22 protein-coding genes are annotated in these 20,749 nt (G+C 58.6%); 16 read left to right on the forward strand and 6 right to left on the reverse strand.

Translation table 11 applies throughout. The annotated features are described in order from the left end of the window. Positions 1-99: 99 nt before the first annotated feature. The 10 genes from ACLEIV_RS03495 to ACLEIV_RS03540 all read left to right on the forward strand — a co-directional run bounded on the left by ACLEIV_RS03495 (position 100) and on the right by ACLEIV_RS03540 (position 9,278). Positions 100-783: an energy transducer TonB gene (locus ACLEIV_RS03495; protein WP_410455269.1), complete on the forward strand. Its 684-nt coding sequence runs from the start codon at positions 100-102 to the stop codon at positions 781-783. Between the two features lie 3 nt (positions 784-786). Next, positions 787-1,407, forward strand: coding sequence for a MotA/TolQ/ExbB proton channel family protein (locus tag ACLEIV_RS03500; protein ID WP_410455270.1), 621 nt, complete (start codon positions 787-789; stop codon positions 1,405-1,407). Next, positions 1,404-1,829 carry an ExbD/TolR family protein gene (locus tag ACLEIV_RS03505; protein ID WP_410455271.1) on the forward strand — a complete coding sequence of 142 codons (426 nt, stop codon included), beginning with the start codon at positions 1,404-1,406 and terminating at the stop codon, positions 1,827-1,829. Before ACLEIV_RS03500 ends, ACLEIV_RS03505 begins: the two co-directional genes overlap by 4 nt. Next, positions 1,826-2,665, forward strand: coding sequence for a heme/hemin ABC transporter substrate-binding protein (locus tag ACLEIV_RS03510; RefSeq protein ID WP_410455272.1), 840 nt, complete (start codon positions 1,826-1,828; stop codon positions 2,663-2,665). Before ACLEIV_RS03505 ends, ACLEIV_RS03510 begins: the two co-directional genes overlap by 4 nt. Then, on the forward strand, positions 2,662-3,678 hold the full coding sequence (locus ACLEIV_RS03515; protein WP_410455273.1) for a FecCD family ABC transporter permease: 1,017 nt from the start codon (positions 2,662-2,664) through the stop codon (positions 3,676-3,678). The genes ACLEIV_RS03510 and ACLEIV_RS03515 overlap by 4 nt, the downstream gene beginning before the upstream one ends. Then, complete coding sequence (locus ACLEIV_RS03520; protein WP_410455274.1) at positions 3,675-4,442, forward strand: heme ABC transporter ATP-binding protein; 768 nt, start codon at positions 3,675-3,677, stop codon at positions 4,440-4,442. The genes ACLEIV_RS03515 and ACLEIV_RS03520 overlap by 4 nt, the downstream gene beginning before the upstream one ends. A gap of 386 nt (positions 4,443-4,828) precedes the next feature. Beyond that, positions 4,829-5,884 carry a BMP family protein gene (locus ACLEIV_RS03525; RefSeq protein ID WP_410455275.1) on the forward strand — a complete coding sequence of 352 codons (1,056 nt, stop codon included), beginning with the start codon at positions 4,829-4,831 and terminating at the stop codon, positions 5,882-5,884. Between the two features lie 452 nt (positions 5,885-6,336). Further along, positions 6,337-8,004, forward strand: a complete 1,668-nt coding sequence (gene ettA / locus ACLEIV_RS03530) for an energy-dependent translational throttle protein EttA (RefSeq protein ID WP_410455276.1) — start codon at positions 6,337-6,339, stop codon at positions 8,002-8,004. A gap of 249 nt (positions 8,005-8,253) precedes the next feature. Beyond that, complete coding sequence (locus ACLEIV_RS03535; protein ID WP_410455277.1) at positions 8,254-8,964, forward strand: AzlC family ABC transporter permease; 711 nt, start codon at positions 8,254-8,256, stop codon at positions 8,962-8,964. Continuing rightward, a complete protein-coding gene (locus tag ACLEIV_RS03540) occupies positions 8,961-9,278 on the forward strand; it encodes an AzlD family protein (protein WP_410455278.1) in 318 nt (105 codons plus the stop codon). Before ACLEIV_RS03535 ends, ACLEIV_RS03540 begins: the two co-directional genes overlap by 4 nt. Positions 9,279-9,357: 79 nt before the next feature. Here the strand turns inward: ACLEIV_RS03540 and ACLEIV_RS03545 are convergent, their stop codons facing one another. After that, the gene (locus ACLEIV_RS03545) at positions 9,358-10,173 is read right to left on the reverse strand and encodes a phytanoyl-CoA dioxygenase family protein (RefSeq protein ID WP_410455279.1); all 816 of its coding nucleotides are present in this window, start codon (positions 10,171-10,173) and stop codon (positions 9,358-9,360) included. Positions 10,174-10,267: 94 nt separating this feature from the next. Between ACLEIV_RS03545 and ACLEIV_RS03550 the strand changes: the two genes are divergently transcribed. After that, positions 10,268-11,173, forward strand: coding sequence for a LysR substrate-binding domain-containing protein (locus tag ACLEIV_RS03550; protein WP_410455280.1), 906 nt, complete (start codon positions 10,268-10,270; stop codon positions 11,171-11,173). A gap of 81 nt (positions 11,174-11,254) precedes the next feature. Here ACLEIV_RS03550 and ACLEIV_RS03555 read toward each other — a convergent pair whose 3' ends face one another. Both ACLEIV_RS03555 and ACLEIV_RS03560 read right to left on the reverse strand, forming a co-directional pair. Beyond that, a complete protein-coding gene (locus ACLEIV_RS03555; protein WP_410455281.1) occupies positions 11,255-12,595 on the reverse strand; it encodes a Na+/H+ antiporter family protein in 1,341 nt (446 codons plus the stop codon). A 145-nt stretch (positions 12,596-12,740) separates the two neighbouring features. Continuing rightward, entirely contained in the window at positions 12,741-13,331 is a 591-nt protein-coding gene (locus ACLEIV_RS03560) for a DUF4202 domain-containing protein (protein ID WP_410455282.1), read from the reverse strand. 207 nt (positions 13,332-13,538) lie between these two features. Here ACLEIV_RS03560 and hmpA point away from each other — a divergent pair, with 207 nt between their 5' ends. The 3 genes from hmpA to ACLEIV_RS03575 all read left to right on the forward strand — a co-directional run bounded on the left by hmpA (position 13,539) and on the right by ACLEIV_RS03575 (position 16,152). Further along, positions 13,539-14,735 carry an NO-inducible flavohemoprotein gene (hmpA, locus tag ACLEIV_RS03565; protein WP_410455283.1) on the forward strand — a complete coding sequence of 399 codons (1,197 nt, stop codon included), beginning with the start codon at positions 13,539-13,541 and terminating at the stop codon, positions 14,733-14,735. A gap of 116 nt (positions 14,736-14,851) precedes the next feature. Continuing rightward, complete coding sequence (locus ACLEIV_RS03570) at positions 14,852-15,694, forward strand: HpcH/HpaI aldolase/citrate lyase family protein (protein ID WP_410455284.1); 843 nt, start codon at positions 14,852-14,854, stop codon at positions 15,692-15,694. A 92-nt stretch (positions 15,695-15,786) separates the two neighbouring features. Continuing rightward, positions 15,787-16,152: a glutathione S-transferase N-terminal domain-containing protein gene (locus tag ACLEIV_RS03575; RefSeq protein WP_410455285.1), complete on the forward strand. Its 366-nt coding sequence runs from the start codon at positions 15,787-15,789 to the stop codon at positions 16,150-16,152. Between the two features lie 76 nt (positions 16,153-16,228). On the opposite strand, the gene ACLEIV_RS03580 is transcribed toward ACLEIV_RS03575, so the two are convergent. Next, positions 16,229-16,378 (reverse strand): entericidin A/B family lipoprotein, encoded by a 150-nt coding sequence (locus ACLEIV_RS03580; RefSeq protein WP_410455286.1) that lies wholly within the window; start codon positions 16,376-16,378, stop codon positions 16,229-16,231. Between the two features lie 242 nt (positions 16,379-16,620). On the opposite strand from ACLEIV_RS03580, the gene chrA reads away from it, so the two are divergent. Beyond that, the gene (gene chrA, locus ACLEIV_RS03585) at positions 16,621-17,751 is read left to right on the forward strand and encodes a chromate efflux transporter (RefSeq protein WP_410455389.1); all 1,131 of its coding nucleotides are present in this window, start codon (positions 16,621-16,623) and stop codon (positions 17,749-17,751) included. 181 nt (positions 17,752-17,932) lie between these two features. Continuing rightward, positions 17,933-19,411 (forward strand): MocR-like pyridoxine biosynthesis transcription factor PdxR, encoded by a 1,479-nt coding sequence (pdxR, locus tag ACLEIV_RS03590; RefSeq protein WP_410455287.1) that lies wholly within the window; start codon positions 17,933-17,935, stop codon positions 19,409-19,411. A gap of 61 nt (positions 19,412-19,472) precedes the next feature. Here the strand turns inward: pdxR and ACLEIV_RS03595 are convergent, their stop codons facing one another. Further along, positions 19,473-20,240 carry an IclR family transcriptional regulator gene (locus tag ACLEIV_RS03595; protein WP_410455288.1) on the reverse strand — a complete coding sequence of 256 codons (768 nt, stop codon included), beginning with the start codon at positions 20,238-20,240 and terminating at the stop codon, positions 19,473-19,475. Between the two features lie 32 nt (positions 20,241-20,272). Further along, a complete protein-coding gene (locus ACLEIV_RS03600) occupies positions 20,273-20,680 on the reverse strand; it encodes a GlcG/HbpS family heme-binding protein (protein WP_410455289.1) in 408 nt (135 codons plus the stop codon). Positions 20,681-20,749 lie beyond the last annotated feature (69 nt).

Here is a 20,749-nt window from a genome sequence, read left to right on the forward strand (position 1 = left end):
AACTCATTATCATTAAGAATAGCAATAGACATCCTGCTGAAAATACGTATTCTATAGCCCTATCACCTGACTACTCTCTTTATCATCCGGGGTTTTATCTTGAGTTTTCGACGCTACTCCCTGTTTGCTCTGGCCTCGCTGTTACTGCACGGACTGCTGGTTCAGGCCATGGAACGAGAAGACATGGTCATTTCCATGGCACCGACCACCAGCCCGGGGCCAATCAGCGTGCAGATGCTGCCAACGGTGACCAAAGCCGAGCCGGTAGTAGAACCGACGCCCGAGCCGAAACCTGCGCCAAAAACCGAACCACAGCCGACCCCCAAACCGGTACCCAAACCTGTACCTAAGCCGGCGCCGAAACCCAAGCCCAAGCCGGAACCAAAGCCTGCGCCAAAGCCGGTATCCAAACCCGAGCCCAGGCCTGCGCCTACGCCTACGCCACAACCATTGGCCAAGATAGAGCCAAAGGCACAACAGGTCTCCGCCAAAAACAGCGCGCCCAGACACATAGAGACGCCCAGTTTCAAAACCCGGCCGGCGCCCATTCCCTACCCTTCCCAGGCACGCCGTCGGGGGCTGGAAGGCACAGTTCTGGTCGAGGTCTGGCTGGATGAACAGGGCAAACAGACAAAACGGTTACTGGCCCGCTCGTCCGGCGTCAGCCTGCTCGACAAAACGGCCCTGAAAGCCATCGCCAAATGGCGTTTTTCCGCCTACGTGGAAAACGGTCGGGGCATTGCTCACCGCGTTCATATTCCCATTCGTTTCAAACTGGACTAAATCATGTCGCTTCTGAATCAACTACATCAACAACTGGGCCTGATGAGCTGGCCGCTGATCCTTTGTTCTGTTATCACCCTGACGCTATGGCTGGAACGAGGCCTGTCCCTGCTGTGGACCAGCCTGCGCGGCGAGCAGGAGAAACGTCACCTGCGGCTGCGCGGCAGCACCTACCCGGAGGCAGAAATTTCCGCGCCCAAGTCGCTGATTCTGCAGGGTTGCAGCCTGCTGGTAAGGCACAGAAGCTGTGACAAGAGCACCCGGGAAGACCTGGCCTCGGTCTGGCTGCAGCAACAAAGACGAAAACTGCATGCCGGCCTGCGGGTACTGACCCTGGTGGGGGTCATAAGTCCCTTGCTGGGCCTGCTCGGCACCGTGCTGGGGCTGATAGAAATGTTCAAAAGCGTCGGCGAAAGCAGCGACCCTGTGACGCCGGCACTGCTGGCTGACGGCCTGGGTCTGGCCATGAGCACCACCGCCGCCGGCCTGCTGATTGCCCTGCCCGCCATTGCAGGCGCCCAGCTGTTCGGGCTCTGGGCCGATCGTCTGATCGACAAGCTGACCGACGAGCTGAACCGGTGTAACCTGCAGCTGGAAGGTGTCCGGCTGGAAGTCCGTCCATGATAGGCCGCCCCGAACCCGCCCACTCCGGCTGGCGCTCCCTGACTCCGGATATCACGCCATTACTCGATATCATCTTTATCGTGCTGGTGTTCCTGATGCTCACCGCCAACATTCCGCTGCAATCGCTGGAAGTGGACCTGCCCAAGACCGACAGCGCGGCGCTGTCCAGCGTGCAGGACAACAAGGCGATCACCATCAACCTGCTGGCCGGCACGCCCGCCTGGGCACTGCAGGGGGAAAAATATGAAGGCTGGGAACAGTTCAAACCGGTACTGCAGAGTCGGGTAAGCGTCCTGAAAGACGCCGAGCTGGTACTGGCCTCCGACAAGGAAGTCACCGTCGACAAGATGCTGAAGCTGCTGGCCTTCTTGCAGGAGCACCAGATCCAGGCCACCCAGATCCTGATGGAGGAGGGACAATGATCGGCCGCTGGCTCATGCCCTTATTGCTGCTCGCCACCGGGGCAGCATCGGCCGAGCCCCACCGCCTGCTCAGTGCCGGTAGCAGCATCACAGAACTGATCCTGGCACTGGATGCCGGCAAGCAGCTGGTGGCTGTCGACAGCACCAGCGAACTGCCCGCCGATAGCCCCCTTCCCCGGCTCGGTTATCATCGCCAACTCGGCGCCGAAGGCATGCTCTCCACCCGGCCGAGTCTGGTCATCGGCAGCGAAGAAATGGGCCCGGCCTCGGCCCTGAACCTGGTACGCCAGGCCGGCATTCAGGTCGAAGCCCTGCCGGAAGCCATGACCATAGCGCAACTGCAACTCAACATTACTCGCCTGGGTAAGCTGCTCGACCGGCAGCCCCAGGCCGAGACATTGCATCGAGAAATCGGCGAACGGGCGCAAAAACTGGTCGCAGACAACCCAGCGGCCGGCAAGAGAACCGTATTCCTGTTGCTGGGAGAGGGTAACAAGGTACAGATTGCCGGCAACAGCACTCTGGCCGACAGCCTGATCCGATTGGCCGGTGGCCGCAATCCCGCCGCCGACCGTATAGAGGGCTACAAGCCGGTGGCCATGGAGGCCTTGGTCACCATGGCACCGGAACTGATATTGATCAGCCGTCGCCACCTGGATCAACAGGGCAGTAAGGAAGAACTGTTACGCCGCTTCCCCCTGTTGCGCCAGACTCCGGCCTCCGCACGCGACGCCATAGTGCCGATCAACGGCAAGGCACTGATCGGAGGCCTGGGCCTGACTACCCTTTCCGAGGCGGAGCGACTGAATCGGGACTGGTTGAGACAACAGCGGTGAACCGTCATGCCTATTTATTACCGGTGCTCTTGTGCCTGTTACTGTTCACCGGTCTGATCTCGCTGGCCACCGGTCCCATGGCGCTGAATCTGTTCAACTTGCTGACCCCTTCGCAACTCGATCCGACCGAAAGCCTGGTATTGCTGCATATTCGCCTGCCCCGTACCCTGCTCTGCCTGGGCGTGGGTGCCATTCTAGCCTTGTGCGGCGCCGTGATGCAGGGACTGTTTCGCAACCCCCTGGCCGATCCGGGCATCATAGGGGTGTCCAGCGGCGCCGCTCTGGGTGCCGCCTTGTCCATGGTATTACTGAGTCCCTTTGCCGCCCAACTGCCAGCCTGGCTCGGCGCCAGTCTCACCTCGCTGATGGCCTTTGCCGGCGGCCTGGTCACCACCCTGGTGGTTTATCAACTGGCACGCACCACTCAAGGTACCTCGGTCAGCATACTGCTGCTGGCCGGGGTGGCCATCGCCGCCCTGAGCGGTGGCATTCTCGGTTTGTTGAATTACCTGGCCGACGATGCAACCCTGCGCGATCTGACCCTGTGGCAGATGGGCTCCATGGCCCAGAGCGATGGCTATCAGCTCGTGATGGTCTGTATCACCGCCCTGGTGCTAGCCCTGTTATTGCGCCGCCATGCCCAGGATCTCAATGCCCTGGCCCTGGGTGAAGCGGAAGCAGGGCACCTGGGTATTGATGTACAGTCGCTCAAGCGCCGGCTGGTGCTGCTGGCGGCGCTGGCGGTCGGCATCAGCGTGGCGGCGGTAGGAATTATCGGCTTTGTCGGTCTGGTGGTACCGCATCTGGTGCGGCTGATTTCCGGCCCCGACCATCGGCGGCTGCTGCCACTGTCTGCCCTGCTCGGGGCCTGGCTGCTGCTGCTGGCCGATATGCTGGCCCGAACTCTGGCGGCACCGGCAGAGATGCCGGTCGGCATTGTCACCGCCCTGCTCGGCTCCCCGTTTTTTTTATGGCTGTTACTGAAACAGAAACGGGGAATAGGTCTGTCATGAACAAGGCGCCACTTGAAATCCATCGCTTATCTCTGTCGTTACGACGTCGCCAGCTACTGACAGACATAGACCTGCAACTGAATTCGGGCGAAGTCACTGTGCTGCTCGGCCCCAACGGCGCCGGCAAAAGCACCCTGTTCAAGTGCATTGCCGGCGAGCATGATCCCTCTGGTCGACTTCGGTTGTTTGACCGCCCGAGAGCCGAATGGTCACGACAGGCGCTGGCCCGCCAGCTGGCCGTACTGCCTCAGCAATCCAGCCTGCTGTTTCCCTTTCTGGCTCATGAAGTGGTGAGCCTGGGACGTATTCCCCACGCTACCTGTGAACGAGAAAATCAGCCGATTATCGAGCTGGCCATGCAAAAAGCCCGAGTCTGGCATCTGCGCGATGCACCCTACCCCCGACTTTCGGGTGGTGAAAAACAAAGAGTACATTTTGCCCGGGTGCTGGCCCAGCTGCACGGGAAACACAGACAGCGGATGCTGTTACTGGACGAACCCACCTCGGCCCTGGATCTGGGCCAGCAGCACCTGTTGCTGACCGAAGCCCGCCGCCTGGCCTCTGAAAGCTGCGCCGTGCTGGTAATACTGCATGACCTCAACCTGGCGGCCCGCTACGGTGACCGGCTGGTGCTGATGCACCAGGGCCGTATCGCCTGTACCGGCACCCCGGAGCAGGTATTAACGCCCGATAACATAGCGCAGCACTTCGGTTATCGGGCCCAGTTGCTGCACAGCCCGTCCGGGCACCGGGTACTGGTATAATCCCCGTATTCTTGTTTTCCGGACGACCGGTTATTGTGCTGCCAGTATCGACGGGCATGCCGACAAGCGGTCCTGGATGGGCCGGGGATTCTTCGGCCATACCATCCATTATCCCGGCCAGCCCGACCCGCTGTAGCAGCAAGAGAAACGACGAATAACCCGGCCGCAGGAACGTACCCCTTGCTTAATTTCCATCCTCCCTCTGCTTTCTCTTCTCTATCTGCTTTCTCTTCGTTTTGTTTCGGCCAGGCCGTTCGCTTTTGTGACCTTGCACACAATTAACCGCCACCAAAGTTAACAAAAAATTAACCAACGCGTAATCTCAAGGCCTGCAACCAATGCATACAAAAAATACACACACGCCGAGACAAATGAAGGACAACGCCATGTACAAGCTTGGAAGTACACTGCTGATCGCCGCCGGTCTGACCCTGGCTCCCCTGACTCTGGCCATGGCCGCCGACAAGGCCGACATCGCCGTACTGATCCCCGGGAAACACGACGATAACGGTTTTATGCAGGCCGCCTACCGGGGTTACGAGAAGATCAAGGCCGAACTGGATGTCAACGCCAGCTATGTATCCAATATCTCCGCTACTTCGGATCCGGTACTACTGACCGAGGCCATGCGCAAGCTCGCAGCCGAGGGCCCCGACATGATCATCGCCCACGGCGGCCAGTGCAACGGCCCGGCCCAGACCGTGAGTCAGGAATTCCCCGATATCAGGTTTGTGGTCATTCAGGGCCACGTACAGGGCCCCAATCTGTCCAGCTATGTGGTGCGCCAGGAAGACTCGGCCTGGCTGGCGGGCGCCCTGGCCGGCCTGACCACCGAATCCGATGTGGTCGGCCATATCTCCGGTGCCTGGCCCAAGCCCGGCCTGATAGGGAGAGCCGCCTTCTATGACGGACTGAAACATGTCAATCCCGACGCCAGATTCCTGACCTGGTTTACCGGCGACCTGGATAACACCGAGATCAACGGCCAGGCCGCCGCCGCCGAAATCGCCAATGGCGCCGATGTTATCTACACCATGCTCAACGCCGGCCGCCAGGGCGTGATCGACGAGATCAAATCTCACGACGGCAAGGTACGCCACATCGGCAACGTGTCCGACTGGACCCGGGTTGACTCGACCTTCGTCGGCTCGGCGGTGGCCGATGCCAGCGTCGCCATCCTCAACGCCGCCCGCGACTACACCACCGGCGAATGGCAGCCCAACCAGATCCAGGAGATCGGTCTGGGCAAGGGTGACGTGGTCAAGCTGACTCTGGCCGAAGATGTATCGCCGGAAGTGAAACAGAAGCTGGACGAACTGGCCGCCAAGATCGTCAGCGGCGAGATCACTATTTCCACCCGTTACGACGGTCAGGAATTCCACCCGGCCAGCGGCGAATTCGTGGATCAGTCGTTCAAGGAAACCCTGAAAACCAAGTCCTGATAGCTAGCCCTGACCCAGAGGCTACAGGGCCGCCTCCCTCGACACGCCATTAACCCATCCATGGGGCTTCAAAAATGCCATCCCTAGCGTTCCCTGCAGCCTCTCTTCCGGCATCGGCGTTCATGGCTGATAACACAGACAGGCAACGCCGGCGCCCAAGGAGGGCAAAGGGATCTGCTCCGCCGACCATCTGCGCCACGGACGGCGCGGCTGAGCCTACAAGGATGTATTTACGGCGAGTCGGCGGAGCTGGCCCCTTGCCCGACTGGTATGAACATTCAAAGTACCGCACCCTCGTGAAATTCCCGTTTCTCCGCCTTCGGGCTCTGGCTTTCCCCGCCCAGCCAAGTACCATATAGCGCCATGGCCCTGCGTTGGCCGCAGGTTTGGCATACCTAGCACAGCCTGCCAATACGACCTGTCAACTCACTGATTTATCAGGACAATCATAAATGGCTCAATTTGTTTACAGCATGAATCGCGTGGGCAAGGTAGTTCCGCCCAAGCGTCATATTCTGAAGAATATCTCTCTGTCGTTTTTCCCCGGCGCCAAGATCGGCGTACTGGGTCTGAACGGCGCCGGTAAATCCACCTTGCTGCGCATCATGGCCGGCCTGGATACCGAAATCGAGGGCGAAGCCCGCCCCCAGCCCGGCATCAACATCGGCTACCTGCCGCAGGAACCGAAACTGAAGCCGGAGCAGACGGTACGCGAAGCCATTGAAGAAGCCGTGGCCGAAGTCGCCGGCGCCCTGAAGGAGCTGGACGAAGTCTACACCGCCTATGCGGATCCGGACGCCGACTTCGACAAGCTGGCCAAGCGCCAGGGCCAGCTGGAAGCCATCATCCAGGCCCACGACGGCCACAACCTGGACAACCAGCTGGAACGCGCCGCCGATGCCCTGCGCCTGCCGCCCTGGGAAGCCACCATCGACAAGCTGTCCGGGGGTGAACGCCGCCGGGTCGCCATGTGTCAGCTGCTGCTGGAAAAACCGGACATGCTGCTGCTGGACGAACCCACCAACCACCTGGACGCCGAGTCCGTGGCCTGGCTGGAGCGCTTCCTGCACGACTACGAAGGCACCGTCGTGGCCATCACCCACGACCGTTACTTCCTCGACAACGTGGCCGGCTGGATCCTGGAGCTGGATCGGGGTGAAGGTATTCCCTGGGAAGGCAACTATTCTTCCTGGCTGGAGCAGAAAGACGCCCGTCTGTCGCAGGAGCAATCGTCCGAGGCCGCCCGCCAGAAGTCGATCCAGAAAGAACTGGAATGGGTGCGTCAGAATCCGAAAGGTCGTCAGGCCAAGTCCAAGGCCCGTATGGCCCGCTTCGAAGAACTGCAGAATCAGGACTTCCAGAAGCGTAACGAAACCAACGAGCTGTTCATTCCGCCCGGTCCGCGCCTGGGTGACAATGTCATCGACGTTGAAAACCTGACCAAGTCCTACGGCGACCGGGTGCTGATTGACGACTTGTCGTTCAGCATTCCCAAGGGCGCCATCGTCGGCATTATCGGTGCCAACGGCGCCGGTAAATCGACCCTGTTCCGTATGCTCACCGGGGCCGAGCAAGCCGACTCGGGTAGCATCACCCTGGGTGAGTCGGTACAGCTGGCCTCGGTCGAGCAGTTCCGTGACAGCATGGACGACAGCAAGACCGTATGGGAAGAAGTGGCCAACGGCCAGGATATGCTGCGCATCGGCAACCTCGAAATCCCCAGCCGCGCCTATCTGGGCCGGTTCAACTTCAAGGGCATCGACCAGCAGAAGCGGGTCGGCGAGCTGTCCGGTGGTGAACGTGGCCGCCTGCACATGGCCAAGCTGCTGCAAACCGGCGGCAACGTGCTGTTGCTGGATGAACCGACCAACGATCTGGACATTGAAACCCTGCGCGCACTGGAAAATGCCCTGCTGGAATTCCCCGGTTGCGCCATGGTTATCTCGCACGACCGCTGGTTCCTCGACCGTATCGCCACCCACATTCTGGATTACAAGGACGAGGGCAAGGTGGAATTCTTCGAGGGCAACTTCACCGAATACGAAGACTGGAAGAAGAAAACCTACGGCGCCGAGTCCGTTCAGCCCAAACGCATCAAGTACAAGAAAGTCACCAAGTAAGCTGTTTTTACCTGATGAACAATACCAAAGCCCGCATGATGCGGGCTTTTTGTTAGCCAGGCGTTAACAGAGCGACCTCTGCAGCAACACTAGAGCCTGTTGACCTTTCGCGGTTAAATTTCGTTCGAGTTAACCGCGTTTTCATCACGAAAGGTCAACAGACCCCAGGCCAAGGTCTGCCCCGCCTCGCCCCTCTCCGCTCATGATGGTATCCTGTCGGCTTTGTAAAGATTGAGCCCCGAGACCGTTATGAACACCTATGCCGAACAGGCACGACTGGAGCCCGCCGATACCTGGCTTGGCTTCAAGCAGTTGTTACCGCTCTCCTTTTTTGTGGCCGCCTTCGGGTTGGCGTTCGGCCTGGCCGCCGCTCAGGAAGGCCTGAGCGAAGGCAACATAGTGCTGATGAGTGCGCTGGTGTTTGCCGGAACCTCCCAGTTTGCCGCGCTGGAGCTATGGGGCACTCAGGTGCCGCTGGTGCCCCTGATCATCACCACCTTCGCCATCAATGCCCGTCACCTGCTGATGGGCGCCAGCCTCTATCCCTGGCTGCAGCACCTGCCTCCGCTCAGGCGCTACGGCATCATGCTGTTTGCCTCCGATGCCAACTGGGCCATGGCGATGCAGAGCTTTCACAAGGGCGAGCGGGCGCTGGGTATCCTGTTTGGCGGCGGCCTGGCCATCTGGTCGTTCTGGATGCTGGGTACCTGGCTCGGCCTCTATTTCGGCAGCGCCATCGAAGATCCGTTCAGCATAGGGCTGGACATGGTACTGGGCTGCTTCCTGCTGGCCATGACCCTGGGTGGACGTAAAGATCTGCGCACCCTGATTATCTGGACCGTGGCGGGCGCCTCGGCGATGCTGGCCTACTGGTGGCTGCCTGCCAACAGCCATGTGGTGGTCGGCGCCCTGTCGGGCGGGCTGATAGGCGCCCTGTGGATGGAGAAAGACCAAAAATGAATCTGGAAACCGCAGGCACAGGCACCCTGCTGATTATCGGCGTCATGGCCATAGTGACCCTGGCTACCCGCTGGGGCGGCGTCTTCGTGATGTCACTGATCCCCATCAATCACAGGGTGCAGCAATTTATCAGCGCCATGTCCGGCTCTGTGCTGGTGGCCATTCTGACCCCCATGGCAGTCAACGGCGATATCGGCGCCAGAATGGCGCTGCTGGCCACGGCGCTGACCATGCTGGCGCTGAAAAAGCCGCTGCCGGCCATTACCGCCGGCATTATCGCCGCGGCACTCAGCCGACACTTCTACGGCGGTTAACCGCCTATCGCCGCCCTTCAACGCAAAAGCCCGCCGGATGGCGGGCTTTTTTTTGATTTACAGCCAAATTATTCGCGGCTTAGCGCCGCCACACCACCGGGAACCAGTCTTCCCGCATTGTGTCACCGGTGTTCAGGTTGATGCCGTCAAAGGGAGGTGAAGTGGCGCCGCCACGGTCGATATAGCGCACGTCGTCACCCATGAAGCGAGTGGAAAAGGCCCGGCGACGGTTCATTGTCTGGTTGCCCGGGGCACCGTGTACCGTCTTGAAGTTGAACAGCAGCGCATCACCCAGCTCCATCTCGGGGATCATGATCTCGAAATCACCGCCGTCGATGTCCGGCATCTCCATGAAGTGGCTGTCTTCCTTGTACCAGGAGGCATTGGTCGACCATTTGCTCGGGCGTATCAGCCTGGGCCAGCGGTGTGAGCCCAGCACCACCTGCAGGGCGTTTTCCGGGGTGATGGGATCCAGCGGTATCCAGTAGCTGCCCGTCTGATCACCTTCCACACAGTAATAGGGCAAGTCCTGATGCCAGGGAGTGGCCTTGGAAGTACCGGGCTCTTTCACCAGAATGTGCTCGTGAAACACCTGCACCCGCTCGGAGCCGGTGGCTTCACCGACGATGGCGGCACCCGGCGACTGTTCAATCCACTGTTTGAACTCGGGAATGCGCTGCCAATTGCAGTAATCTTCAAAGAAACGACCGGTATCGGTGCCGGTGACGTTTTCACGGCCATGCTCGCTGGGGTCGTTCAGCACCTTGTCGAAACCGGCACGCAGGGTTTCAATCCAGTCCTTGAACACGCCCTTGATCACGATGGCACCATCGCGCTCATAGGCCGCCTTTTGCTCCTCTGTCAGCCAATGCTGTGCGGTTACCGGCATATTCATGCTGTATTCCTTCCCCTCTATGAGTAATGAATCGACTTTAGCACCCCCATTACATAGTATAAAAATACATTTTACATATGAGGCACATAGATAAATGGCTATCCCATTCACCTTTCGCCAGCTGAGTTATTTTGTGTCCGTGGCCCAGCACGGCAGCATCAGCAAGGCCGCCGCGGCGTTGCATGTGTCTCAGCCCTCGGTATCTATCGCCATTCATCAGCTGGAAAGCCTGCTCGGCCAGCCGCTGTTTCAGCGTCATCGCGGCCAGGGGGTCAGCCTGACACCCAGAGGGGAAGAGTTACTCAAGGAAGCTCGCCAGATCCTCACCCTGTCTCATAACCTGCTGGCCCGGCTGCAGCAGGACGACACCGAGGTGGAAGGACAACTGGTCATTTGCTGTTTCCGGGATATTGCACCTTATTACCTGCCCCGACTGGTCAGCGAATTCGAGCGTCGTTATCCCAAAATAAGGGTGGTGATGCAAGAGCAGGATCTGGCCGGCGTCAGCCTTGCCCTGACCCAGGGCAAGGCTGAACTGGCACTGAGCTATGCGCTGGGGCTGCCGCAGGAAGTGGCCACCCGGGTGCTGGATGAGCTGAAGCCCTATGCCCTGCTGCCTGCCGGCCATAGACTGGCCGAAAAATCGATCCTTAGCCTGGCGGAAATAGCGAAAGAAACCCTGATACTGCAGGACATGCCGCTGACCCGGGAGTATTTCATGTCGCTGTTCTGGCATCAGGATCTGCAACCCGCTCAGATCCACACCACCGCCTCGTTCGAGATGCAGCGGGGCCTGGTAGCTCACGGTCATGGAGTGGCCTTGTCCTGCACCCGGCCCGCCGGCGATCAAAGCTATGATGGTGCCCCTCTCGCCTGCCGACTGCTGCAGGACGCATTTCCTCCCCAGCGGGTGGTGCTGGCCCGCTCCCGCGAAGTACCGCTCTCCATCCCCGCCCGGCTGTTTCTCGATCAGGTGGCAGGCCAGAATAACCAGGCATAAAAAACCGTAAGACCCCGAGTTCAGGTTGAACCCGGGGTCTTACGGCTTACGGCTTACGGCTTACGGCTTACGGCTTACGGCTTACAATACCTGTGCCGCTATCCAGCCGAAGATCACCAGCGGAATGTTGTAATGAATGAAGGTGGGAATCACCGAGTCACGAATATGATCGTGCTGACCGTCCGCATTCAGGCCGGCGGTCGGCCCCAGGGTGGAGTCGGACGCCGGTGAACCCGCGTCACCCAGGGCCCCGGCGGTGCCCACCAGCGCCAGGGTGGCCAGCGGCGAGAAGCCAAAGCTGACCGCCAGCGGCACATAGATGGCGGCAATAATGGGAATGGTGGAGAACGAAGATCCTATGCCCATGGTGATGAACAGACCCACCAGCAGCATGATCAGCGCCGCCAGCGCCGGACTGTTGCCAATCAGCGCACCCGAGCCTGCAACCAGCTCGGGGATCGCACCCGAGGTCTTCATTACGCCGGCAAAACCGGAGGCGGCAATCATGATAAAACCAACCAGCGCCATCAGTCGCATGCCCTGAGTAAAGACATCGTCCTGATCTTTCCACTTGAACAGGCCGTTCATCGACAGCAGGGCAAAGCCCAGCAAACCACCCAGCACCATGGAGCCGGTCATCAGCTGTACTACCAGGGCACCCACGATCGCCGCCAGTATCATGAACAGCTGCTTGCGGCTGAGTCGGGCCTGTTGCTTGCCGTTGTCGACGGTCGCTACCGTCTGCTGCTGGTACTCCCGTGGGCGACGATAACTGAACAGCACCGCCACCCCCAGCCCCAACAGCATACCCAGTGCGGGCAGCAGCATCGCCTTGGGTGCCATGGACGCCGTGACATGCATGCCCAGCTCTTCACCTGCCTGATTGACGCTGTTGGTCAGAATATCGTTGAGGAAGATGGTGCCAAAGCCCACCGGCGTGGTCATGTACATGATGGTAATACTGAAGGTAATCACACAGGCCACGGCGCGCCGGTCCAGCTTCAGCATGCTCATCAGCCCCAGCAGGGGTGGCACCAGAATGGGAATAAAGGCAATATGAACCGGTACCACGGTACCGGAGGCGGCACCTATGATGATCAAGGCACCGAACATCAACCATTTGACGCCGCTAAGCTGCCCCGGCTCACGCCGAGAGCCCACCCAGCCCAGGGCCTTGCCGGCCACCATATCGGTAATACCGGTGCGCGACAGCGCCACGGCAAAGGCTCCCAGGGTGGCATAAGCCAGCGCCACGGTAGCACCACTCCCCAGCCCTTCGTTAAAGGCACCGATCACCTGATCGACCGACATACCGGCCCAGAGCCCCCCCACCAGCGCCGCCGCCACCAGCGAAAATACAACCGATACCCGAGCCAGACACAGCGCGACCATCACCAGGATGGCCAGAACAATGGCATTCATAGGATCCTCTCCCTCATGTTATTCAATCCCTTGTCAATGCTTATCGTGTCCGGACAGACCTGACACAAACAAAAACTTAACATTGTATATACATTTAACAGACATATAATTTTTATATGTTATGTATATCGTTTTGGCTATATAGTTACTCCTGAAGCGCCTTGGCCACCAGGGCCTCTATTTCGCTGCTCAGCGGAATCTTCAGGGCGGCGGCATGCCCGTCCGGCGACATTTTTCCCCAGGTCTTGCGGATAATGTCGACCAGCTTCTCTTCGCTGTGGCGGGTGGCGAAGTCTTCCAGGTAATAGCGGATAAACACCAGACAAATCACGTCTTCCAACGTCTGCACCTGCGGATCCCGCTTGAGCTGCTTTTTCAGCAGCAGATCCTTTATCCGTTGCTGCTCCTCCTCGTCAAAACCGACCTTGGCCATCAGATTCGCGGTCAGATCGCCGTGAAACTGCGCCAATTCGCTGCGCCACCGCTTGTAACCGGCGCGATCCATCGGATAGTCGGCCCGGGGAATGCTCCAGCGTTTGATATGTTGTGCCCGGCAGGCAATGTGCAATAGCTCGGGAGCCTTAGGCGCAAAGTGGTCCAGTGTTTCACTCATTCGCCGACTATAGAGATATTCTTTGGGCCAGTTCCGCCCCTCGGCCGGCACCTGATTCGGATCTTCACGGTTTTCGGCATCGATCAATGCCAACACTTGCTGTAAACGGGAGTTCTGGGTCATCACCTGACGTCCTTGGGGTAACAAAAAAGCATTGTTACCTCTGAGACTGTAAATGCAAGCAACAATCAGGGAGTTAGCCGTTTTTAACCGACAGGAAGCGGCTATCCCTCACCAATAAAGACATATTTCATATTGATGCATATTAAATATAACTATAGAATCCACCAGTAAGTTGCATCCTGAATATCACTTAAAGAGAGCCTTGCCATGCTGGATAGCCGCACCATCGAAATCGTCAAGAGCACAGTCCCCCTGCTGGAGTCTGCCAACACCGCCCTGACCGAGCATTTCTACAAGCGCATGTTCCGTGACAACCCGGAGCTGAAAGACGTGTTCAACCTCAGCCATCAGGCGTCCGGTCGTCAGCCGGCGGCGCTGTTTTCCGCGGTACTGGCCTATGCCAAAAATATCGACAATCCGGCGGTTCTGAGCGCGGCAGTCGAGCGCATCGCCCACAAGCACACCGGCTTTTCCATTCAACCGGCCCAGTACGACATCGTCGGCCATCACCTGCTGGAAACCATCAAGGAACTGGCTCCCGATGCCGCCACTCCCGAGGTAATCGACGCCTGGGCCCAGGCCTACGGCGCCCTGGCCGGTATCTTTATCGGTCGTGAAGAGCAGCTGTATCAGCAAAGCGAACAGAAAGACGGCGGCTGGCGCGGCCTTCGTTCTTTCATGGTGAAAGAAAAGCGGGTTGAAAGCGAGCAGATCGTAAGCTTCCTGCTGGCCCCGGCCGACGGCGGCGCCGTGGCCGATTACCTGCCAGGCCAGTACCTTAACCTGCACCTGAGCAGCCCCGAACTCGAACACAAGGAGTATCGTCAGTACTCCCTGTGTCAGGCCGCCAACGGTCGGGAATATCGTATCGCCGTCAAACGCGAGCCGGGTGGCGTGGCCTCCAACTTCATGCACGATCGGGTGCAGGTCGGCGACCAATTGCAGGCACTGCCACCGGCGGGCGACTTCTTCATGGAAGTGAAAGCAGAGACCCCGGTGGTGCTGATCTCCGGCGGTGTGGGCCAGACCCCGATGCGCGCCATGCTCGATCAACTGCTCACCCTGGGCCATCAGGCAGACATTCACTGGCTGCATGCCTGTGACAACCGCGCCCAGCATGCCTTCAGAGACGACATGCAACAGCGCCGTCAGGCCCACGCCAACCTGAATACCCATGTCTGGTACCGTACTCCGGCCGAAAACGACCAACCGGCAGAGGACTATCACGCCGAGGGGCTGATGGATTTGAGCCAGGTAAAAGACACCATTACATTGGACGGTGCCCATTATTACTTCTGCGGCCCACTGCCGTTCATGGCCATGATAAAAGAGACGCTATCCGGCTGGGGCATCGGTGACGACCGTCTGCATTACGAGGTATTCGGTCCTCATCAGGCCCTCTAACGGCGACCGGATCCCACAATCCGACTCTCGTTGTTTACAGTCTTGACCAACTGCTCTAAACAGAAGACTCCGTTGCACATCTCCGGGCGCCCTGCCCGGATTGACAGGGGTTTTTTATGGATATCAATGCGCTGCAAACTCTGCTGTTTGTTCCGGCCAACCGGCCGGAACGTTTCGACAAGGCACTGGCCAGCGGGGCCGATGCCATCATCATCGATTTGGAAGACGCGGTACCGGCGCCAGAAAAAGACGCCGCCTGCACCACACTGAGCGGCTGGCTCGACAAGCAGCCCGCCAACTCGGTGTTGCTCCGGATCAACGGCACCGGCAGCCCCTGGTTTACCCAGGACTGCTCCTTGTGTCGCTCTCCTGCGGTGGCCGCCATCGTCGTGCCCAAGGCCGAAGATCCCGAGGCGCTGAAAGAGCTGGCCCATATCACCGAAAAACCCCTGCTGCCCTTCATTGAATCTGCGTTAGCCCTTACCCGGCTTAACGAGATTGCCGCCGCTTCCGGCGTGGCCCGCCTGCTGTTCGGCAAGCTGGATCTGGCGCTAGATCTGGGCATGGATTACCCACCTCCTGCCGGCGAACCTCTCGACGAGTCCGCCTTTCTGTATGCCCGCAGTCAACTGGTGATCTGCTCCCGCGTTCATGCCCTGGCGGCACCGCTGGACGCCATTTATACCGCCATTCACGACGCCAAGGGGCTGACCACCTACGCCCGCCAGGGCATGCGGCTCGGATTCGGTGGCTTCCTGCTGATCCATCCGGCACAGGTAGCGCCGGCCCAGCAGGCGCTGGCGCCCACCAGCGCCCAGATTTCCTGGGCCCGGCATATCCTGGAGGCAGAGCAGAGGGTCAAGGGCGCCGTCGTCGCGGTGAGTGGCAACATGGTGGATACTCCGGTGATGGCCCGGGCTCGTCGCATCATGGAGTCCGCCAGCGGTCTGCTGAAATAGCGAAAATGCCGGTGGTTTTCAGATACAATCCCCCGTTGATCACCACGACTCGATCACAACTATCTGATGAATCGCAAAACAGGGGAGCCATCATGCTGGTAAAAATATTACGTAATGGGATTGGAGGCATACTGCAGGTGGGCGACATACTGACTCGCCCCACCAGAATGCGGCGATCGCCAGATGCACAGCAGCAGATTGATGAAGCCTGTGCACAGCTGGCGCTGTATCAGCTGCCGCGCTGCCCCTTCTGCATCAAGGTGCGCCGGGGCATGCACAAGCTGAATCTGCCCATAGAACTGCGTAATGTTCAGCCAGGCTCCCCGCACCGGGATGCACTGCAGGCGGGCGGAGGTCGCATCAAGTCCCCCTGCCTGCGCATAGAAGAAAACGGCGAAAGTCGCTGGATGTACGAGTCGAACGACATCATCGCCTACCTACAGCAACGCTTCGGCTAAGCCAGGCATAAAGACAGTAAAACGCCACCAGCAAGCAGGGCTCGCTGGTGGCGTTTTACTGTTCGGTTTTGTCTGGTCAGTAACTGCGCTGCACATCACGAGCAGCATCTTCCACCGCCTCGCCCCCCTGCTGAATGTCCTTGCCGGCACCGGCAAAGGTATTGCAACCGTAGAGCCCAACCGCCAGGCCTGCCGCCATCAGCACCATCATCAGTTTCTTGAACATCGTCTTCTTCCTTCTGCGGCAAATGAACTATCAACAGTATAGACGGCCGTACCAGACAAAAGGGAGGTTTATCTCCTCATGATAAACCCGCTCCACACTGCGCTGCCCCAGCAACATCAGCGGCGCGAGCATTGGGCAATATAGGCAACAGACATACTCACTGAATTTTTCTCATTTCAGTCATGAGAAGTTCACCACAGACGGCTATGATAGATCCTCCGCGATAACGGATGATTTCACTTATGCTTCAGGTGTTCTGGCAATTCTTTAAACTCGGCTGGATAAGCTTTGGCGGCCCCGCCGCTCACATCGGCTATTTTCAACGCCATTTCGTGCAAAAACTCGGCTGGATACCGCAGGACCGGTTCGCCTCTACCCTCGCCCTGTGCCAGTTTCTGCCCGGCCCCGCTTCCAGCCAGCTGGGCTTTGCCATCGGCTACCAGCGCGCCGGACTCACGGGGGCCCTGGCGGCCTTCGCCGGTTTTACCCTGCCCTCTTTTCTGCTGATGCTCGGCCTGTCTCTGGCCGGTCAGCACTATGCCAGCCAGCCGGCAGCCCTGGCCGTGGTAACCGGGCTCAAGCTGTTTGCGCTGGTGGTGGTGGCCGATGCGGTGCTGACCATGGCCAACCAATTCTGTCGCCAACGGCTGACCCTGACCATAGCTGTGCTGAGCACCGCCCTGCTGTGGCTGCTGCCGGGCCTGACCGGCCAGTTTGTCGTGCTGCTGACGGCGGCACTGGCCGGCGCCCTATGTCTTAAAAAGGAAGGCGCCGGGCCCGGCCAGCCGCTCGATCTCAACTGGCCTTTCCTCTTGCTGTTTCTCGGCTTGTTGCTGGCGATGCCGCTGCTGGCACTCACCGGCACGGCGGCAATATTTGCCGACTTTTATCAGGCCGGCAGCCTAGTCTTCGGTGGCGGTCATGTGGTGCTGCCCTTGTTGCAGGGGACTCTGGCCGGTGACTTGTCTCAAGAGGTGTTTCTTACCGGTTATGCGGCGGCTCAGGCCATGCCCGGCCCCATGTTTACCCTGGCGAGCTTGTTAGGCGCCGAACTGTTACCGGGCTCGCCGATACTGGGGGCCCTGGTCGCCACCTTTGGGGTATTTCTGCCCGGCTTTTTGCTGGTGCTGGCCCTGCAACACAGCTGGCAGGCGCTGGCGTCACGACCGGTCATGGCCGGGGCAGTTCAAGGCATTAATGCGGCCGTGGTAGGACTGTTGCTGGCGGCACTCTATCAGCCGGTGTTTGTCAGCAGCGTCACCGGTGCCCCGGCACTGGCCGCCGCCGCCCTCGGCCTGCTGGCCCTGCGCGCTTTCAAGTGCCCATTGCTGGTGCTGATTCCCGCCTTCATGCTGCTGGGGTTCTGGTTGTGAATGTGGAAAATAACACAAAGTGAGAAATAAACACTCACTTTAAATGATAACACGGTATTTTTATGTAAATATCGAGCCATAATAGCCTGTAATTATGATTTGGCAGGTCTGTTACTGGGTGTTGCTATCGCTTTATCAATGCCCTGCGCGTTCACTCACAGTTCATCACGGAGGCCACAGGATGTCGGCACTTTTCCATCTCGACAGAGGTAGTCAGGCGACCCTGCAACAGCAGGTCCGGGAACACTTGGTCAGTGCCATACTGGGTGGCTTTTTACCCCCGAACAAACCTCTCCCTTCTTGTCGTAGCCTGGCCAAAAACCTGAATGTAGCGCGTAATACCATAGTGCTGGTGTATGACGAATTGGTCTCGGATGGTTACCTTATTTCCCGTGAGCGCAGCGGTTATTATGTCAACGCCCAGTTTGCCGGTGGTCACCTTGACGCCTCCCGGGCCATGCCTGCAGATCCCCATATCGATAAGGTAAACTGGCTTGCGCGGCTTAAGGTAAAACCCGGCCATCAGACCAATGCCAGTCAGTCCCATTCCTGGCAAAGCTATCAATACCCCTTTGTTTACGGCCAGCTGGATACCAGCCTGTTTCCCATCGACAGCTGGCGTAAATGCTGGAAGGACGCCGTCAGTGTGCAGGCTATCCGTGACTGGAGCTCGGATCGTTACGACAGCGACGACCCCCAGTTGATCGAACAGCTGCAGAAACGCATCCTGCCGAGCCGGGGCATACAGGCGAGCAATGAAGAAATTCTGGTCACCGTTGGTTCACAGCAGGCTATCTATCTGCTGGCCCAGTTATTACTGGACGACCAATCCTGTTTCGGTATTGAAGATCCCGGTTATGTCAGTGCCGGCCATATCGCCCGGGTGTTCAATGCCCGAGTGAAAAGCCTGGGGATCGACGAAGATGGCATGGTGGTTGATGAGCAGCTGAACGAATGTGATGCCGTCTACCTGACCCCCAGCCACCAGTGTCCTACCGCAGTAACCATGCCGCTGGCACGACGGATCGCACTATTGGAAGCGGCACAACAACAGGATTTCATCGTCATTGAAGATGACTATGAGATGGAAATGAACTTTGATACCCATCCAACCCCGGCCCTGAAGAGCCTGGACAAGGCCGAACGGGTGCTTTACATCGGCAGCCTGTCCAAGACTCTGGCACCCGGATTACGCATGGGATTTCTGGTTGGGCCCAGCGCCCTGATCCAGGAAGCCCGTAATCTTCGCCAGCTGATGCTACGTCACCCGCCGCTCAATAACCAACGCGCCGTGGCGCTGTTTCTGGCCCAGGGCTATCACGATGCCCTATTACGAAAACTGGCCAGGGTATTCCAGGAGCGAGGGGAATGCCTGGCGCAGGCGTTAAAGCAGCACCTGCCCGACTGCATCAGCTCCCCCATCAGCGGCTCTTCTTGCTGGCTGGAACTGCCAGAACATATAGATGCAGGGCTGCTGAAACAAAGAGCGGCAAAAGAAGGGCTGCTGCTGATCTCCGCCGACAGCTACCATTTCGGCAACCATCTGCCGAAAAACTATCTCAAGATAGGCCTGTCGGCGATACCACTCGAAAAAATCGAACCCGGCATCCGGTTGCTGGCAAAAATAAAGGCACAGCTACAGGCGGAAACGGCAGCATAAAGGAACCGGTGGCCTCCTTTATGCTGCATGAGAACAGGTGTTTTGCGTGAAAACCGGGGATTTACAGATCCAGCACAACCTGTAGCTGGGCGGCAGCACGGCGCAAGGTCGGGGCCCACTCCATCAGGCTGGCCAGCGGCTTACGAGCGGTAGGGGCATGTACGGCGACTGCCGCGCGTACCTGCCCCACCTCGTCGTATACCGGCACGGCAAAAGCCACCATGCCCTCAAACATTTCTTCATTATCAATACTCAGGGTATTGGCGGCAATCTTCTCCAGTTCAAGTTCCAACTGTTCCCTATCGGTAATGGTATGTCGGGTATGAGCATCCAGAGACAAGCCGCTTAATAAGGCCTTACGTTTATGCAGCGGCATTAATGCCAGCAATAGCTTTCCGGCTGCGGTACTGTGTAATGGCATACGCGACCCCGGATGCAGCTGTATCCGTACCGGCCAGTTGGTTTCGACCCGTTCGAAATAGACCAGTTCATGGCCATCCAGCAGGGCAATATTGCAGGTTTCTCCCAGCTCTTCGGCCAGTTTCTGCAATACCGCCCGTCTCGGAGCGCCGACACTGCGTTGAGCCAGTACACCCAGGGCCATTTTTCTCAAGCGCGGTCCCGGACTAAAGTGACGACCGTCGGGCTCTTTCTGCAACAGACCTTCCTGTTCCAGCTGGCCGATAATGCGGTGTATTGTTGGCTTGGGCACATCCAGACGCTGACACAAGTCTGCCGCCGAGGTCGCCCTGTCCTCCTTGAGCATTTCCTCGATCAAGGCAAAAGCACGAAGCAGAGTAGAATTGGTAGCACTGGCTGATGTGCTCATAAGCCCTCCTGTATGTATATTCAGGCAGTTTATCATAGAGAAATCTGGATACGTTCAGCGAACTGCCGACAAAGGGCCACATCTTCCTCCAGAGCCCGGCCGCTGACGCCAACCGCGCCGATTAGCTGATTTACCTCAAGCAAGGGCAGCCCACCTGGCAGAGAGGTGAATTTGTCATCCAGAAAATCGGCCAGCGACAGCTGCTCGTTCAACAACCGCTGTCTGAAGATGTCGGTCGATACCCCCATCCTAGCCGCCGTATAGGCCTTGCCTATAGCAATATTGACCAGTCGTTCGGGCGCTCCATCCATCCGATACAGATAAATCAGGGCTCCCGAAGCATCTACGGCCGCAAAACAGACCGGTTTCCCCCCATCCTGCCCGGCCATGTTGGCCGTTGTCAGGCAGGACGTCGAAACTGTCATTGAATTGATAGTCAAAGGTGACTCCTTTATCTGTGCCGCCAAAAAACAAAAGCGAAGCCATCAGGCTCCGCTTCCATTAAGAAA

The sequence above is a fragment of the Oceanisphaera submarina genome, assembly GCF_046521305.1.
GTDB classification, from domain to species: Bacteria; Pseudomonadota; Gammaproteobacteria; order Enterobacterales; family Aeromonadaceae; genus Oceanimonas; species Oceanimonas submarina.